The sequence below is a fragment of the Nocardioides albertanoniae genome (assembly GCF_006716315.1).
Lineage (GTDB): Bacteria > Actinomycetota > Actinomycetes > Propionibacteriales > Nocardioidaceae > Nocardioides > Nocardioides albertanoniae.
The window spans coordinates 802827-817878 of the sequence record NZ_VFOV01000001.1 but is presented as its reverse complement, the minus strand read 5'-3'; the positions used below and the strand labels follow the sequence as shown (position 1 = coordinate 817878).

General features: G+C 69.2%; 15 protein-coding genes and 1 tRNA gene. 3 read left to right on the top strand and 13 right to left on the bottom strand.

All coding sequences use genetic code 11. The features are described from left to right. Window position 1: 1 nt before the first annotated feature. Window positions 2-955: an acetaldehyde dehydrogenase (acetylating) gene (locus FB381_RS03840; protein WP_141779060.1), complete on the bottom strand. Its 954-nt coding sequence runs from the start codon at window positions 953-955 to the stop codon at window positions 2-4. Between the two features lie 5 nt (window positions 956-960). Next, entirely contained in the window at window positions 961-1767 is an 807-nt protein-coding gene (locus FB381_RS03835) for a 2-keto-4-pentenoate hydratase (RefSeq protein ID WP_141779059.1), read from the bottom strand. Between the two features lie 68 nt (window positions 1768-1835). On the opposite strand from FB381_RS03835, the gene FB381_RS03830 reads away from it, so the two are divergent. Further along, window positions 1836-2606: an IclR family transcriptional regulator gene (locus FB381_RS03830; protein WP_141779058.1), complete on the top strand. Its 771-nt coding sequence runs from the start codon at window positions 1836-1838 to the stop codon at window positions 2604-2606. Between the two features lie 22 nt (window positions 2607-2628). Here the strand turns inward: FB381_RS03830 and FB381_RS03825 are convergent, their stop codons facing one another. From FB381_RS03825 to FB381_RS03800, 6 genes are all read right to left on the bottom strand, one after another. Further along, a complete protein-coding gene (locus FB381_RS03825) occupies window positions 2629-2910 on the bottom strand; it encodes a hypothetical protein (RefSeq protein WP_141779057.1) in 282 nt (93 codons plus the stop codon). Then, window positions 2907-3440 carry a GNAT family N-acetyltransferase gene (locus FB381_RS03820; protein ID WP_141779056.1) on the bottom strand — a complete coding sequence of 178 codons (534 nt, stop codon included), beginning with the start codon at window positions 3438-3440 and terminating at the stop codon, window positions 2907-2909. Before FB381_RS03820 ends, FB381_RS03825 begins: the two co-directional genes overlap by 4 nt. A gap of 60 nt (window positions 3441-3500) precedes the next feature. Continuing rightward, a complete protein-coding gene (locus tag FB381_RS03815; RefSeq protein ID WP_141779055.1) occupies window positions 3501-4589 on the bottom strand; it encodes a PDR/VanB family oxidoreductase in 1089 nt (362 codons plus the stop codon). Window positions 4590-4668: 79 nt separating this feature from the next. Then, window positions 4669-5631 (bottom strand): metal-dependent hydrolase, encoded by a 963-nt coding sequence (locus tag FB381_RS03810; protein WP_141779054.1) that lies wholly within the window; start codon window positions 5629-5631, stop codon window positions 4669-4671. Next, complete coding sequence (locus tag FB381_RS03805) at window positions 5628-6467, bottom strand: alpha/beta fold hydrolase (protein ID WP_141779053.1); 840 nt, start codon at window positions 6465-6467, stop codon at window positions 5628-5630. Before FB381_RS03805 ends, FB381_RS03810 begins: the two co-directional genes overlap by 4 nt. A gap of 152 nt (window positions 6468-6619) precedes the next feature. Continuing rightward, complete coding sequence (locus tag FB381_RS03800; RefSeq protein WP_141779052.1) at window positions 6620-8068, bottom strand: NAD(P)/FAD-dependent oxidoreductase; 1449 nt, start codon at window positions 8066-8068, stop codon at window positions 6620-6622. A gap of 367 nt (window positions 8069-8435) precedes the next feature. Here FB381_RS03800 and FB381_RS03795 point away from each other — a divergent pair, with 367 nt between their 5' ends. After that, the gene (locus tag FB381_RS03795; protein WP_246087948.1) at window positions 8436-9332 is read left to right on the top strand and encodes an ATP-binding protein; all 897 of its coding nucleotides are present in this window, start codon (window positions 8436-8438) and stop codon (window positions 9330-9332) included. Between the two features lie 40 nt (window positions 9333-9372). On the opposite strand, the gene FB381_RS03790 is transcribed toward FB381_RS03795, so the two are convergent. Further along, complete coding sequence (locus tag FB381_RS03790; RefSeq protein WP_141779050.1) at window positions 9373-9729, bottom strand: metallopeptidase family protein; 357 nt, start codon at window positions 9727-9729, stop codon at window positions 9373-9375. Window positions 9730-9759: 30 nt separating this feature from the next. Then, on the bottom strand, window positions 9760-10122 hold the full coding sequence (locus FB381_RS03785; protein ID WP_141779049.1) for a WhiB family transcriptional regulator: 363 nt from the start codon (window positions 10120-10122) through the stop codon (window positions 9760-9762). A 282-nt stretch (window positions 10123-10404) separates the two neighbouring features. On the opposite strand from FB381_RS03785, the gene FB381_RS03780 reads away from it, so the two are divergent. Further along, complete coding sequence (locus tag FB381_RS03780) at window positions 10405-11448, top strand: hypothetical protein (protein WP_141779048.1); 1044 nt, start codon at window positions 10405-10407, stop codon at window positions 11446-11448. Between the two features lie 108 nt (window positions 11449-11556). On the opposite strand, the gene FB381_RS03775 is transcribed toward FB381_RS03780, so the two are convergent. The 3 genes from FB381_RS03775 to FB381_RS03765 all read right to left on the bottom strand — a co-directional run bounded on the left by FB381_RS03775 (window position 11557) and on the right by FB381_RS03765 (window position 14863). Beyond that, window positions 11557-12228, bottom strand: a complete 672-nt coding sequence (locus FB381_RS03775; RefSeq protein ID WP_141779047.1) for a hypothetical protein — start codon at window positions 12226-12228, stop codon at window positions 11557-11559. 661 nt (window positions 12229-12889) lie between these two features. Then, a tRNA-Asp gene (locus FB381_RS03770) sits at window positions 12890-12963 on the bottom strand. Window positions 12964-13039: 76 nt separating this feature from the next. Then, entirely contained in the window at window positions 13040-14863 is a 1824-nt protein-coding gene (locus FB381_RS03765) for an alpha/beta hydrolase family protein (RefSeq protein WP_141779046.1), read from the bottom strand. Window positions 14864-15052: the final 189 nt, after the last annotated feature.

The following is a 15052-nucleotide window of genomic DNA, read 5'->3' as shown; positions in this document are numbered from 1 at the left end:
GTCAGTTCTCCTTCGCGGCCGCGATGCGTTCGGCCATCTGCAGCGCGGCCGAGGTCATGATGTCGAGGTTGCCCGCGTACGCGGGGAGGTAGTGCGCGGCGCCCTCGACCTCGAGGAACACCGAGACCTGATGGGTCGGCCGGGTCGTCTCCCCTTCCGCCAGCAGCGTCTCAACCGGTTGATCCGAAGGGATCTCCTGCACCTGCACCTTCTGCTTGAGCCGGTAGCCGGGGACGTACGCAGCGACGTCACCGACCATCTTCTCGACCGACTCGGTGATCTCCGCGGTCAGCTCCTCCAGCGACCGGGACCCGCCCTCGACCAGCGTGAAGACCGTGTCGCGCATGATCAGCGGCGGCTCGGCCGGGTTGAGCACGATGATCGCCTTGCCACGCTTGGCGCCACCGACCGTGACGATCGCGCCCGAGGTGGTCTCGGTGAACTCGTCGATGTTGGCCCGGGTGCCGGGGCCGGCGGACTTCGAGGAGATCGAGGCGACGATCTCGCCGTAGGCCACCGGCACGATCCGCGCGACCGCGGCGACGATCGGGATCGTCGCCTGCCCGCCGCAGGTCACCATGTTCACGTTGGGAGCATCGATGTGCTCGTCGATGTTGACGGCTGGGATGACGTACGGGCCGATGGCCGCCGGAGTGAGGTCGATCAGCCGCTTGCCGTAGGGCTCGAGCGCGGCCGCGTTGGCGACGTGCGCCTTGGCCGAGGTCGCGTCGAAGACGATCTCGATGTCGTCGAACTCCGGCAGCCCGATCAGGCCCTCGACACCCGCGGCGGTCGTCGCGAAGCCGAACCGCTCGGCGCGAGCCAGGCCGTCGGAGTCGGGGTCGATCCCGACCATCGCGCCCATCTCCAGGTGCTGGGACGTACGCATCACCTTGATCATCAGGTCGGTGCCGATGTTGCCCGACCCGATGATCGCCACTCTTGTCTTGCTCATCGAGGTCACTTCCCTACGGTGAAGGCCACCGAGCCGAGGCCCGACACGGTGGAACGAACGGTGTTGCCCGGGGCGATCGGCCGCATCGGGCCGAGCGCGCCGGAGAGGATGAGCTGGCCGGCACGCAGCGGCTCACCGAAGTCGCGCGCGTAACGGGCCAGCCACTGGACGGCGTTGACCGGGTCGCCCAGGCAGGCTGCGCCGGTGCCGGTCGAGACCTCCTCGCCGTCGATCGACATCGACATGGTGACCTCGCGCGGCTCGAACTCGTCGAGCGTCTTCCGCTCCGTGCCGAGGACGTAGGCGCCCGCGGAGGCGTTGTCGGCGACCGTGTCACCGAAGGCGATCTTCCAGTCGGCGATCCGGCTGCCGCAGATCTCGATCGCGGCGACAGCGTGGTCGATGGCCTCCCTGACCTGGTCGTAGGAGAGGTCACCGTCGGCGAGGTCGGCCCCGAGCACGAAGGCGATCTCGGCCTCGGCGCGCGGCTGCAGGGTCGCGTCGGCGGGGAGCACGTCGCCGTCGGCGTAGGCCATGTCGTCGAAGAGCACGCCGAAGTCGGGGGTGTCCACGCCGATCTGCTGCTGCACGGCCTCGGAGGTGAGCCCGATCTTGCGGCCGACGATCTTCGCGCCGCCGGCGACCCGGGCCGCGGTGAGCCGCTCCTGGATCGCGTACGCCGTGTCCAGATCGGTCGCGTCGAGCAGGTCGCGCATCGGCGGCACCGGGGTGCCGGTCGCCGCGGCGTGCTGCAGCCGGTCGGCGGCCGCCTCGACGGCAGCGGCGTCAGGCGGAGTGGTCACGTTACTCATGCGACCACGGTCTCAGCAGACGGCCGCGTCAGCAGGGCCCACGTCCCACTGACCGGTACGCTGATCGCATGCCATCCGAGCCTGCCGATCTCGACACCGTGCTCGGCAAGGCCGTCACCATCCTGCGAGCCTTCACGGTCGACGACCAGGTGCTCCCTCTGGCCGAGCTCGTCCGTCGCACCGGGCTGCCGAAGGCGACCGCTCACCGGGTCGCCGGCGACCTGGTCACCAACCGGCTGCTCGACCGCACCAACCTCGGCTACCGCCTCTCGGGCGGCCTCTTCGAGCTCGGCATGCGCGCCTCGGTCGAACGCTCGCTCCTGGAGATCGCGATGCCGTTCCTCCAAGACCTCTACGAGCGCACCCACGAGACCGTCCATCTGGGCGTGCGCGAGGGCCACGACGTGGTCTACGTCGCCAAGATCGGCGGCCACCGCCAGGCCAAGTCGCCGTCGCGGCCGGGCGGGCGGATGCCCGTGCACTGCACGGCGATCGGCAAGATCCTGCTCGCCTACTCCGACACGGAGGTGCAGCAGGAGGTGCTGAGCGGCCCGCTCGAGCGGCGTACGCCTCACACGGTCGTCGCGCCCGGCCTGCTCGAGCGGCAGCTCGCCACCGCGCTCGAGAGCGGCGTCGCGTTCGAGCGCGAGGAGTCGGCGCCGGGCCTGCAGTGCATCGCCGCGCCGATCCTCACCGACGCCGGCGACCGGGCGCTGGCGGCGGTCAGCATCACCGGCCCCGTCGGCCGCTTCCGCCCCGAGGCCCACGTGACCCTCGTCAGAGCCGCTGCCCAGGGTCTCTCCAGCCTCGTCGCCCGCCGCCGCTCGCTGTCGAGCTGAGCCGGATCGGGCCGAGGCCGGCTCAGTCGGTGCGCGCCGGCGGCAGGTCGGCCAGCGCGGCGTCGGGGTGCGCCCGGACCGCGTCGAGCAGCTCCAGCCAGCCGCGGCCGACGTCGTCGATCCGGTCCTGGGAGACGAGCAGGAAGGCAGCGGCCCGCAGGACGTCGACGTCCGCCTCCTCGGGCGTACGCCCGGTGGCGCTCAGGACCGCCAGCACCTGCTCGGCCTGCTCGACGAGCGCAGCCGAACCGCCGTCCGAGGCCCACGCCAGCTCGTCTGCCGTGGCGACGTCGTGCTCGCTCACAGCTCGATCCAGTAGCGCCGCTTGGGACCGTAGCCGTAGGCCGACCCGTCGATGACGTCCTGCAGGCGACCGCCCTGCGACTCGATGGTGCGCGCCGAGGCCGCGTTGTCGTCGTCGCAGCTGATCATCACGCGCTCGAGCCCGAGCGCCCGAGCCTCGGCGAGGGTCAGACCCAACGCGCGCCGCGCGTGCCCCTGGCGACGGGCCGAGGGCCGCACCGCATAGCCGATGTGGCCACCGACGTTCTCGAGGAAGTCGTTGAGCTCGTGGCGCAGCTGGATGAAGCCGACGACCTCGTCGTCGGAGGTGATCCAGAAGGCCGAGGCGTGCACCCGCCCGGGCTCGGGCTCGACCGAGGCGTCCCGGCTCCGGGCAGCCTTCTCGACCAACCGCTCGCAGGCCTCCCGGCTCACGTCGCCGGCTTCCTCGTCGGGGATGGAGGAGCCGTCGATGTGCTCGCCCTCGAACTCGGCGACGGCGGCAGCCCAGGAGGGGTAGAGGCCGAGGGTCGGGTGTGCGAGTGCAGTCATGTGGCTAGCAGAACAGCCCAGAGGCGTGCCGGACAATCCTTTATCGCGGATCGCCCGGGTTCAGGCGTCGATCACCACGGTCCCGCGTGCCCGCGAGACACAGAGGATCATGTGGCCCTCGCGCTCGTAGTCGGCCAGCGCGTGGTCGCGGTGATCGACCTCGCCCTCCAGCACCCGCACCCGGCAGGTGCCGCAGAACCCCTGCTGGCAGGAGTACGCCTGGCCGAGCCGCACCCGCCGCACCGCGGTCAGCGCCGACTCCTCGGCGCCCACCTCGACCTCGGTGTCGGACTCGGCGAGGCGTACGCGGAACGGGTGGCCGCCGAGCACCGGGGGCGGCGAGAACCGCTCGTAGTGCAGGGCGTCGATCTGCGGGTCGGGGATCTGCGCGCGGATGGCGTCGATCATCGGCATCGGCCCGCAGCAGTAGAGCGCGGCACCCTCGGGCGCGAGCGCGAAGATCTTGGCCACGTCCGGGTGCCCCGACCCGGTCGCCGTCTCGTCGTCGGGCCACACGTGGATCTCGTGGTCGCCGGCGATCTCCCGGATCTCGTCGAGAAACGGCATCGACTCGCGCGAGCGCCCCGTGTAGACGAACTCGTACGGCACGCCTCGACGCACCACGTCACGCAGCATCGGCAGGATCGGGGTGATCCCGATGCCGCCGGCGACGAAGAGGTAGCCGGCGGGCGAGTCGACGAACGGGAACGCGTTGCGCGGCCCCTTGAGCACCAGCTGGTCGCCGACGGCGAGGTGGTGCATCTCGACCGACCCGAGCCCGCCACCGGCCGACGGGTCGATCCGGCGCACGCTGATCCGGTAGCCGGAGAGGTCGTCGGGGTCGGAGTTGAGCGAATACTGCCGCAGCCGCCCGCTGGGCAGCAGCACGTCGACGTGGGCGCCCGGGTCCCAGGCGGGCAGGTCGGCGCCGTCGGTCCGCTCGAACCAGATCGCCTTGACGCCCACGCCCTCCTCGTCGATCCGGCTGACCCGGACGCTGAGGTCACGATCGATCCGGCCGAGCGGCTTGCGACGGCGCCAGGAGCGGTAGGCCGCCTTGGTCCAGTAGGCCCCGACGACCCCTTCGAAGGCGCGGTAGAGCCGTGAGTCGGGGATGTCCGGGTGGGTGTAGCGCGCGGCGGTGCTCACGCTCCCACCTCCGTAGCGCAAGCGCCAGGGTACGGACGCGGTCGCGCGTGGTCTTGTCGGGTCGCTCGCTGACGCTCGCTCACTGCGCCTCCGCACCGGACGCTTCGGCCAGCGCGTCGGCCCGCAGGGCAGCAGGAGACTTCGCCAGGTAGCTCACCGCCTGAGCCGTCGAGCCCTCCTTGGACGGGTCATAGGTGGGCAGGAAGTACTTCCAGCTGGCCCACCCGATGCGTACGATCCCGGGCACCAGCCCTCGGCGCTCGGTGTCGATCAGCTTCAGCAGGGTCGCCCGGGGCCGCTTCACGGGGTCGAGCCGGGACCCTTCAGCCTGCTCCGGGTCGAGCGGCGTCGGGTCGTTCCTCATCAGATATCCGGCGCCGCGCCACCACAGCACGAGCAGCGCCGTGCCGCCGAGCAGGTAGGTGCGGACGCGACGGCTGTAGCGCCCGTCGACATGCTGAAAGACGTCGTAGGCGACGTTGCGGTGCTCGACCTCCTCCGCGCCGTGCCAGCGCAGCAGGTCGAGCATCGTCTCGTCGGCACCGGCGGCGTCGAGCTCGGGCGAGTTGAGCACCCAGTTGCCGAGCACGGCGGTGAGGTGCTCGAGGCCGGCGATGATCGCGGCCCGCTCGATCAGCCACTCCTCCTTGGCCCGGCCGGTCAGGTCGCGGTCGCCGAGGATCTTCTTGAAGAGCGCCTCGATCTCGGCCGCGAACGGGCGCACGTCGAGCCCGTTGTCGTTGAAGTAGTCCTGCACACCCTGGTGCGAGGAGGCGTGCACGCCCTCCTGCCCGATGAAGCCGATCACGTCCTCGCGCAGCTGGTCGTCCTCGATCAGCGGCAGGATCTCGGAGAACACCTTGACGAACCACCGCTCCCCCTCGGGCAGCAGCAGGTGCAGCACGCTGATGTAGTGGGAGGCGAAGACCTCGCCGGGGATCCACACCAGCGGCAGGCTGGTCCAGTCGAACTTCACGTTCCGCGGGTGCAGAGCCACCTTGACCGGCTCGTGTCCGCGCTTGGTCCTGCTCGCCCTGCTCATCGCGCACCCGCTCCCTCGATGAAGGCCGCGATCTCGTCCGCGACCAGGTCCGGACTCTTCTCGACCACCCAGTGGCCGCCGTCGATGGCCTTGGTGACCAGCGAGGATGCGTACGCCTTCGGTGCCTCGGTCTGCAGCGGCACCGTGACGTAGGCGTCGTCGCGCGGCGCGAGCACCTGCACCGGCACATCGGTCGAGCGTGGCTCGGGCCGCACCAGCTTGCCGAGGAAGTTGGCGCGGTAGAGCTCCACCCCGTTGACCTGATCCCTCTCCGGGCGCGGCCGGCCACCGACGAAGCGGCTGAGCACTCCCGAGCGCACCATCGCCTCGGGCAGCAGCGGCAGCTGGAAGGCGAAGACATACCAGGAGTGGGCCAGCTGGCGCAGCGAGCTGCGGGCGTGGCCGCGCTCGCGCAGCCAGGTGGTCGCCATGCCCAGGTCGGGTCCCGAGATCGAGGTGTACGACGAGATCCGGCTGCTCAGCGAGGGCGACGTCACCGACTCCCACGTCTGGATCGAACCCCAGTCGTGAGCCGCGACATGCACCGGCGCGTCCGGCGAGACCGCGTCGATCACCGACCGGAAGTCGTCCGAGAGCTGCGCGAGGCGATAGCCCGCGGTCGAGTCGGGCGCCTCGGACTCCCCCGTGCCGCGTACGTCATAGGCGACGACGTGGAACCGGGCGGCGAGCGCCGCGGCGGCGCCGTCCCAGACCGAGTGGTTGTCGGGATAGCCGTGGACGAGCACGACGGTCTCGGCGTCGGCCGGGCCCTGCTCGTAGACAGCGAGCCTCAGTCCGTCGGTGGTCTCGACCAGCCGTCTGGATAGCTCGGTCACTCGTCCTCCTCGGTTGTGCGGGCGTCCGCCGAGTTTAATGGGACACCGTGTCCGCAAACAATAGCAAGCGCGGATCCTGATCCGCGGACGCACAACGAGACGACCCGCCGTGGACCATGTCCACGGCGGGTCGTTCTCTGTCAGCGGGGCGCTCAGGAAGCGCCGCGGGAGCCGGAGTCGGCCAGGCGCGACTCCTCGGCGGCATGCTCCTCGAGCTCCTTGCGCCGTGACTCCACCTGCGCAGCGACGTCGGCCGGATCGTCGATCAGCGCGGCCATGCCACCCGGGACCCGTTCGAGCGCCTCGCGGGCGAAGATCTGCTGCATCGTCGTCGTACGCTCGGAGCGGTCCTTGCCGATGAACGACATCATCCAGTGCAGCGTCGCGGTGAGGCGGTTGCGGAAGCCGGTCATGTAGGCCAGGTGGACGACCAGCCAGCCGAACCAGGCGAGGATGCCCGAGAGCTTGAACTTGCCCATCGAGAGCACGGCGTTGAAGCGGCTGATGGTGGCCATCGAGCCCTTGTCGAAGTATTTGAAGTCGCCCGGATCCGGCTTGCCCTTCAGGCGGGCCTTGATGGTCTTGGCCGAGTGCTTGCCGCCCTGGATCGCGACCTGCGCGACACCGGGAAGGTGGTCGAGGTTGATCATGTCGCCGACCACGAAGATCTCGGGGTGGTCGGGCAGGGTCAGGTCGGGCTTGACCGAGATCCGGCCGGCACGGTCGAGCTCGGCACCGGTCTGCTCGGAGAGGGTCTTGCCCAGCTCGGAGGCCGAGACGCCGGCCGCCCAGATCTTGGCGATCGACCCGATCCGCTGGGTCTTGCCGTCCTTGAACTTCATCTCGATGCCGAACTCGTCGACGTGGGTGACCATCGCGCCGAGGATGACCTCGACACCGGCCTTGCCCAGCGCCTTCTCGGCCTTGTCGCCGAGCTTCTCGCCGAACGGCGGCAGCACCTGCGGAGCGGCGTCGACGAGCACGACCCGGGCCTTCTCCGACTGGATGTGGGTGAAGTCCTTCTTCAGCACCCGGCGGGACAGCTCGGCGATCTGGCCGGCCATCTCCACACCGGTCGGGCCGGCGCCCACGACGACGAAGGTGAGCAGGTCGCCGACCGGTTCACCCCGCGAGGCGGTCAGCTCGGCGATCTCGAAGGCACCGAAGATGCGCCCACGCAGCTCGAGCGCGTCGTCGATCGACTTCATGCCGGGGGCGAACTCGGCGAAGTGGTCGTTGCCGAAGTAGGACTGGCCCGCGCCGGCGGCGACGATCAGCGAGTCGTAGGGGACGCTGATCTCCTGGTTGAGCACGCTCGCCTTGACCGTCTTGGCCTCGGCGTCGATGTCGTTGACCTCGCCGAGCAGCACCGTCGCGTTCTTCTGCCGGTGCAGGATGTCGCGGGTCGGCGGGGCGATCTCGCCCTGCGAGAGGATGCCGGTCGCCACCTGGTAGAGCAGCGGCTGGAAGAGGTGATGCGTCGTCTTCGCGATCAAGGTGACCTCGACGTCGTCGCGGCCCTTGAACGCCTTGGCGGAGAAGAGCCCGCCGAAGCCGGAACCGATGATGACGACCCGGTGCTTTGCCTGGTCCGCTGACATTGCCTAAACCCTCCGCTAGCTCAACTCTGAGCGACCGTTTGAACGTTCCACCTCTCATTCTGAACCATTCAGGCGGATCTGTTCATTCCACGGTGTGACTACTTCGTCACACTCACCACGAGGCGCTCCAACAGGCCCCTACGCCGCGTGTCCGTTACGGACTCGAGACCTCCTGAACCTAATCTGTCGGGTGACCGGGACCTTGTGCCCTAGTGGTTCGTGGCCCGGATCAGAGACCTTCAAGTGCTGAAAATTCTTGCTACGAACGGCACACAACGCCGACGTATGAGATCTGAGACGCAAGCCCCGAGGAGGAGACATGCCGCTGAGCCGGCCGGCACTCCTTCTCCGACCTGACTCTCGCGCCGTGCAGGACGCGCGCACCTGGGTGCGAGCCGCCTGTGAGGAGCTGGGCCGCACCGAGCTCCTCGACTGCGCCGAGCTGGGTGTCTCCGAGCTGGTCTCCAACGCCCTCTTCCACGGCGCCGCCCCGGTCACGATCCGGATGCGCGGCACCGTCGACCATCCGCGCGTCGAGATCCGCGACGCCTCCCCCGAGCCGCCGCTGCTCCCGGTGCCGCTCGCGCTCGACGACGAGGACGAGGTGCTCCTGACCGTCGGGCGCGGCCTCTCGATCGTCGCCAACGTCTCGGAAGCCTGGGGCGCCGACCTCGACGCGAGCGGCAAGACCGTCTGGTTCACGCCCACCGTCGAGATCGCCGACGGCGACGGGGTCGAGGGCGTGATCACCGGGCCACCCGGTGCGCCGCCGAGACCGGAGCGCCTCGGGCCGGAGACCGTCCAGGTCAGCATCCTCGGCGTACCGCTCGCGCTCTACCGCGGTTTCGAGCATCACTTCCGCGAGCTGAGGCGAGAGGTACGCCTGCTCTCGCTCGCGCACGCCGAGGACTATCCGCTCGCGGCCAGCCTCTCGGCCCTGTTCGGCACGCTGGAGCGCCAGCTCCTCGACGGCCTCGGCCACGGCCAGCTCTCCGGCGTGATCGGCACCGCCTCGAACGGCGAGCGGGAGACCGCCGACCTCCACGTACGCATGCCGCGGTCGGCCGCCGAGACGGTGCGCCGCTTCATCGACATGCTCGACCTCATCGACGAGTTCTGCCGCCAGGAGCGGCTGCTGGTGCTGGCCCGCTCACCCGAGCAGGTCACCTTCCAGCGCTGGTTCCTCGGGGAGTATCTCGCTCAGGCCTCGGGCGGCCGGCCGACCCGCTGGAGCGAGGCCCAGATGACCGGGCCGATCCGCTAGCCGAACCGCTGGCCGGGCACTCGTCGGGCGCTCGTCGGGCTCAGGCCCAGCCGAGCTGGTGGAGCTTGTCGTCGTCGATGCCGAAGTGGTGGGCGATCTCGTGGATGACGGTGATCCGGATCTCGGCGGCCAGGTCGTCCTCGTCCACGCACATCTGCTGGAGAGGCTGACGGAAGATGAAGATGCGGTCGGGGAGGGTGATCCCGTAGAGGTCGTTGCGGTCGGTCAGCGCGACGCCGTCGTAGAGCCCGAGGATGTCTTGCGGCTCGCTCTCCGGCGGCCACTCCTCGACGAGCACGACGAGGTTGTTCACCTGAGCGGCCAGCTCGTCCGGGACAGCATCGAGCGCCTGGTCGACCAGAGCGTCGAACCGCTCCGGGCTTATCTCAATCCCCACAGGCTCTATTCTGCCGGGTGACAGATACCGCTACGCAACCGCTCCAGAGGTATTTTTCCGAAGGTTTGCGCGAGCCTCGCGCTCCAGGTCGCGCTGGCGGAGCTCGCCGTTGCGCGGGCGTCCGCGAGTGCGCTTGCGAGCGACGACGATGCCCTCGTAGAAGACCTCGCCACCCCACACGCCGTGGGGCTCCTGCCGGGCGATCGCTCCCTGCAGGCAGGAGCGCTGCAGCGGGCAGGTGTGGCACAGGGCCTTGGCTCGGTCCGCGTCGATGCTGGTCGCGGCGAACCACAGGTCACCGTCCTCGATCGCGCACGGAAGCTCGCTCCAGTGCACGCCGGACCCTGCGTCGTCCGACCCCTTGCGCTCCATCACCACAGCTGAATCGATCATCTCTGTCCCATCCCCTCGCTGATCCCCCTCGTTCGAGATCTCCACGGAAGAGAGTGGTCTGGTGACCTGTCAGTTTTCTGTCAATGGACAGGGGCTTGGAACGGTCGCGCAGAGTTGAGGTGTCACCTACACCAGGGGATTCCACGTCACCGCGACCGTGCTGGTACAAACGATCCACACTCGAGGGAGGAAGGGCTAGGGTTTGCGACCATGCGCTCAATGAGAAAGGCCGCGGCGTCCATCACCGTGGGCCACCGACCCGTGGAGGATTTCCACCGGCGGATGGCGCATGATCGCCACAGCCGAGCCATCGCGACCGAGACTCGCGACTGGCTGCTGGTGAAGTCCCTTCTCCAACCCGGCGAGGTGCAGTGGTCGCGGGTCGCGGTGAAGTTCCCGCACGAGGGGAACGCGTCGGGTCACGCCTTCCTGACCGACCGCCGGGTCATGTTCGAGTTCCACGAGCGGGTCTTCTCGGTCAACCTCGCGGTGGTCACCTTCATCGGTGTCCCCCCGCCACCGAGCCTGGGCGATTTCATCATCGAGGCCCTGGTGCCCGGGTCGTCCTACTCGACCACGATGAAGATCCGCGACAAGGACGCCTTCCACGACTTCTTCCCGACCCTCGACTACGCCGCGCGCGCGGCGGGGGCGCAGCTGAACGTCGACGCCAGCTGGGGCGGCGAGTTCACCGGCGGCGGCAACGCCTACGGACGTCCCGCCCCCGCCTCCTACGGGGTTGCACCGGCTCCCGGCCCCTCTCCCAACCCCGGCTCCTACTACCCCAACCAGGGGCCGTACGGCGCCAACACCGGTGCCTACGGCCAGGCTCCCAACACGGGCGCCTACGGGCAGGCCCCCGCTACCGGCGCCTACCGCGCCGTCGGCGGCTCGGGCTACGGCCAGCGCGCGCGGGAGGAGGCCGCGATGCTCGAGGCAAACCTCGCTCAGGCGCTGCCCGCGTTCCTGCACGAGGGCGAGTCGATCCTGGCGGGCGCCGACATGATCCAGAACATGACCGACGTCGAGATGAAGGTGATGGCGACCGCCACCCGCCTGATCGTCGTCGAGGGCAACATCATGTGGGCCTCCCCGCTCGAGCACACCCACGTCATCTACGCCGGCGGCGAGCGCAGCCACCTGCGGCTGCTGGCCGACCGCGTCACCGAGACGATGGCGCTGAGCCAGGGGCCGCCGACGGCCAACCCGACCAACCAGCGCCGCCTGGTGCTCCGCACGATGCACGACCCTGCCGCCGGCGAGCAGCTCCACAACCACCTGACCACCAACGGTGGCCAGGTCTACGACGCCTGGCCGGAGCAGTAGGGCGCGGAGCAGTCGCGCCGCGGCGTACGTCGTGCGTACGCCACCCAGGTCTTGAGAACGACAAGAGCCCCAGCCGATCGGCTGGGGCTCTCGTGCGTGCTGCGAGGGTCAGTCCTGCGGGTTGAAGAACAGACCGAGGGCGACGGCCCAGACGACGTGCCACAGGTAGACACCGACGACGGTGCCCCACCCGAGGTTGATCGAGAAGAAGCCCGGGTCGACGCCGATGACGTCCTCCGGGTGCAGGGCCGGGATCCACCAGCCGCACGAGGCGGTGGCGAGGAACATGCCCATGCCCATCGAACGGGCGAGGTTGCTGGCGGTGGTGTGGGTCTTGCCGAGCCACGGGAAGATCACCAGCGCGTAGGCGAGCGAGAAGACCATGCCGTTGAAGTAGTGGAAGCCCATGCCGGCGAACCACTGCGAGACGGCGAAGCCGGACTCGTTGGCGGTGGCGTTCGGGGTCAGGATGACACCGTTGAAGAACGCGAAGTCCAGCGAGGTGTCCATGATGCCGAGGCCGTAGACCCAGTAGCCGAACATCGTGGCGAGCTGGGTGGCGGCGAAACCGGCCACCAGCGCACCGATGAGGCGGTTGTTGTTGACGAACTGCGGCCAGTGGGTGCCGGTGGTCTGAGCCATGACGGCCGGCTGCTGCATCGCCGGCTCCTGGTATTGCGGCTGAGCCTGAGACTGCTGCGGACGCTGGTCCCAACCGAGAGCGGGGGGCTGTTGCTGTCCGGGCGCGGTCGGGGTGCGGTAGGCACCGTTCGTCTGCATCCGTGACGCAAGCTCGTCCGCACTCGCCGCATGGGGCGGCCGATGCGGGTAGTACGACGACATGGTGGTGTTGCCTCCTGAATACCGAACGTCTTAGTCGTTCCCCCGTGCCGGGCCGAACAACGACCGGCGCAAGCGATGCTGGATCCTCTCACGAGGGAACAGCAGCCCGCACGTTACCGTCATTTCGGCTTATATCCCACAGGGTCGAACGGCCCGAACCGGGGGTGAGATCAGCGATCTCCGGCCCGAGACTCCCACCGAAGCAGGGCGACCACCCTCCCACGGCCGAAGGCGATCGCGCTCCCCACAACACGGCGTGTCCCGGCTCCCGGAACAACACCTGGCCCACCAGTCACACCGGCTCCACGAACCCCCGAAGAACCCCTCCCGGGCCATTCAAAACACTGCAATCCCATGCAGAATCAGAAGCCGAAAGAAACCAGCCACAAGCACACTAAAACGCACGACTAATACTGGCGGGGAGATCCCCCAGCGACACATCACCCCGCGACCCCAAACCGAGCCGACTCCCGCATCACGAAACATCCCACCCCACAACTAAGGGGTGCGGGGATATCCCCGCCGCGCGCGAAGCGCGCCGTGTAAATCGAGAAACGACGTGGGCTGCTTTGCAGCCACACGTCGTCTTCGTTTCGAGCGACCCTGACGAGACTTGAACTCGCGACCTCCGCCGTGACAGGGCGGCGCGCTAACCAACTGCGCTACAGGGCCTTGTTGCTCCCGCTGTGTGCGGCAACGGGAAAAACATAGCCCATGGTTCGCGAGGATTCACAATCGGGGAGACGCTCTACTCCTCGAAGGGTTCCTCCCCCATGGGCGTCTCGTCGGTGAGGCCTTCCACGAGATGGTTCTTGACCATGTAGGTCATGGCCCGCTCGGCGGCCCGGGCCTTGCGGCGCAGGGCTTCGACACCCGGTGACTTCTCGTCGCTGTAGGCCGAGAGCCGGGCGACCTCGCGGCCCGTCTGGCGCTGGATCTCCGACATCGCCAGCCATACGCCGAGGTCCTGCTCGAGGCCCTCACGCTCGCGCAGGATGGCGGCGGTGAGGAGCTGGATGACGGTGACCTCGACGTCTTCGGCGGTGCTGGAGGACTGCACCAGGGTCGCGGCGATGGTGCCGGCGCCGGTGGTGGTGATCGCACCCGCGGTGACCAGGCCTCCGACCATCCCGCCGGGCCCGAACGCGGCGAGCGCACCGACGATCGCGGCACCTCCGGCGAGACCGGCCGGCGCGGCCAGGGCGATGCCGATCGGACCGGCGACCAGCACGGCGGCACCGATCCCGATGCCGACCCACAGCTTCCACTGGTCGACCGGGTAGACGGCCTTCGAGGCCGACTGCATCGCGATGTGCAGGTTCTCGCCGAGCCCGCCGCCGAGCCCCATCCAGACCGTCAGATCGCGGAAGGCCTGGCGGCGTACGTCGTCGGGGATGTCGATCTCGTAGGGGCGCACCGGATTGGCGGTCGCCAGGGCGACCAGCGCGAGGACCGCGTCCTCCTTGGTGAGCTGGGTCAGCGGCACCGGCCGCGGCAGGTCGTGCTCGTCCGGCCCGCCGAGCGGCGGCGCCGTGGGTGAGACGCGCAGGTCGAGGAGCTGTTGCGGGATGCGTACGTCGTCGGCCTGGTAGTTCTCGATCAGCCGCTCCAGCACCTCGTGCTGGACGACGTGCAGGGCAGCGCCGAAACGCTCCTGGGTCGCCCCCTTGAGGTGGTCGCGCACGAACTGGGCGTAGGCGAGCCAGAGCGCCAGGCGCACCTCGAGAGAGTTGAGCGATACGTCGGGGGTGCCTTCGACCTTCACGATCTCCTTGGAGAGCGGGCCGAACAGGCCGCGTCCGATCGCGGTGGCGACCGGCTCGGCGCGGAGATAGGTGGTGGTGCGGTGGTCGAGCCCCAGCCCGACCTGAAGGTCCAGCGCCCACGGGAAGTGGCGCCAGATGCCACGCAGGCCGGTCACCGCGTCGCCGTTGCTCCAGACGTTGACCCACCAGCCCACGTGGCCGAGCGGCGCCTTCATCTCCAGCCGGTCGGAATCCTCGTGGAGGTTGGGATGGGCGGCCGGGCTGCCGATCGTCACCAGCCCCCTGACCGTGACCTTCGGCGGCAGCCGGCGGAGCAGGTCGATCGCGATGATCGAACCCAGACTGTGGCCGACGATGACGATCTCCCCCTCCTCGGGGAGCGCGTCGAGCACGGTCTGCAACGTACGCGCCCTGATCCCGGGCTTCGTCACATAGTTGTGCGCCTGACGGAGCACACGGAGCACGATCGGCGCGAACGAGTCCGTCACGCCCACCGGCGACGCCGGCACCGGCTCACCGAGGATCTCCTCGAGCTCGGCCGTGACCCGCTCGACCCGGCGACGTACGTGGCGCTGCTCCTCCGCGCTCAGCTTCGGCGCCGTGATCGGCGGGATCTTCACATCCTTCGCGGTGCCCGCCTTGTCGTTGCTTCCCGTGCGCAGCACGTCGGGGTATTTCGGTGCGATCACCTCGACCTCGTCGAGCCCCGGGTAGCCCGCATCCTGCAGCGCCTTGTCCAACGCGCGCCGCCAGGCGTCGCGCGGGTCGCCGTTGCCGACACCGTGAAGATAGAGAAGCGAGACCACGTCTGGATTGTCTCCTATGGGGGTGGGTGGGGTGTGGGCTCCCTGCCGGGGATGCTCGTTCTTTGGGCTGGCCTTGGCCGCCGACCCGTTCGTGAGGGTCTCTCGACCTGGACCGGAGTCAAGGACGGCCTTCGGCCGCCGGCTTCGCCGGCCACCTTCGGTGGTCCTGGACACCGGACCCAGGTCGAG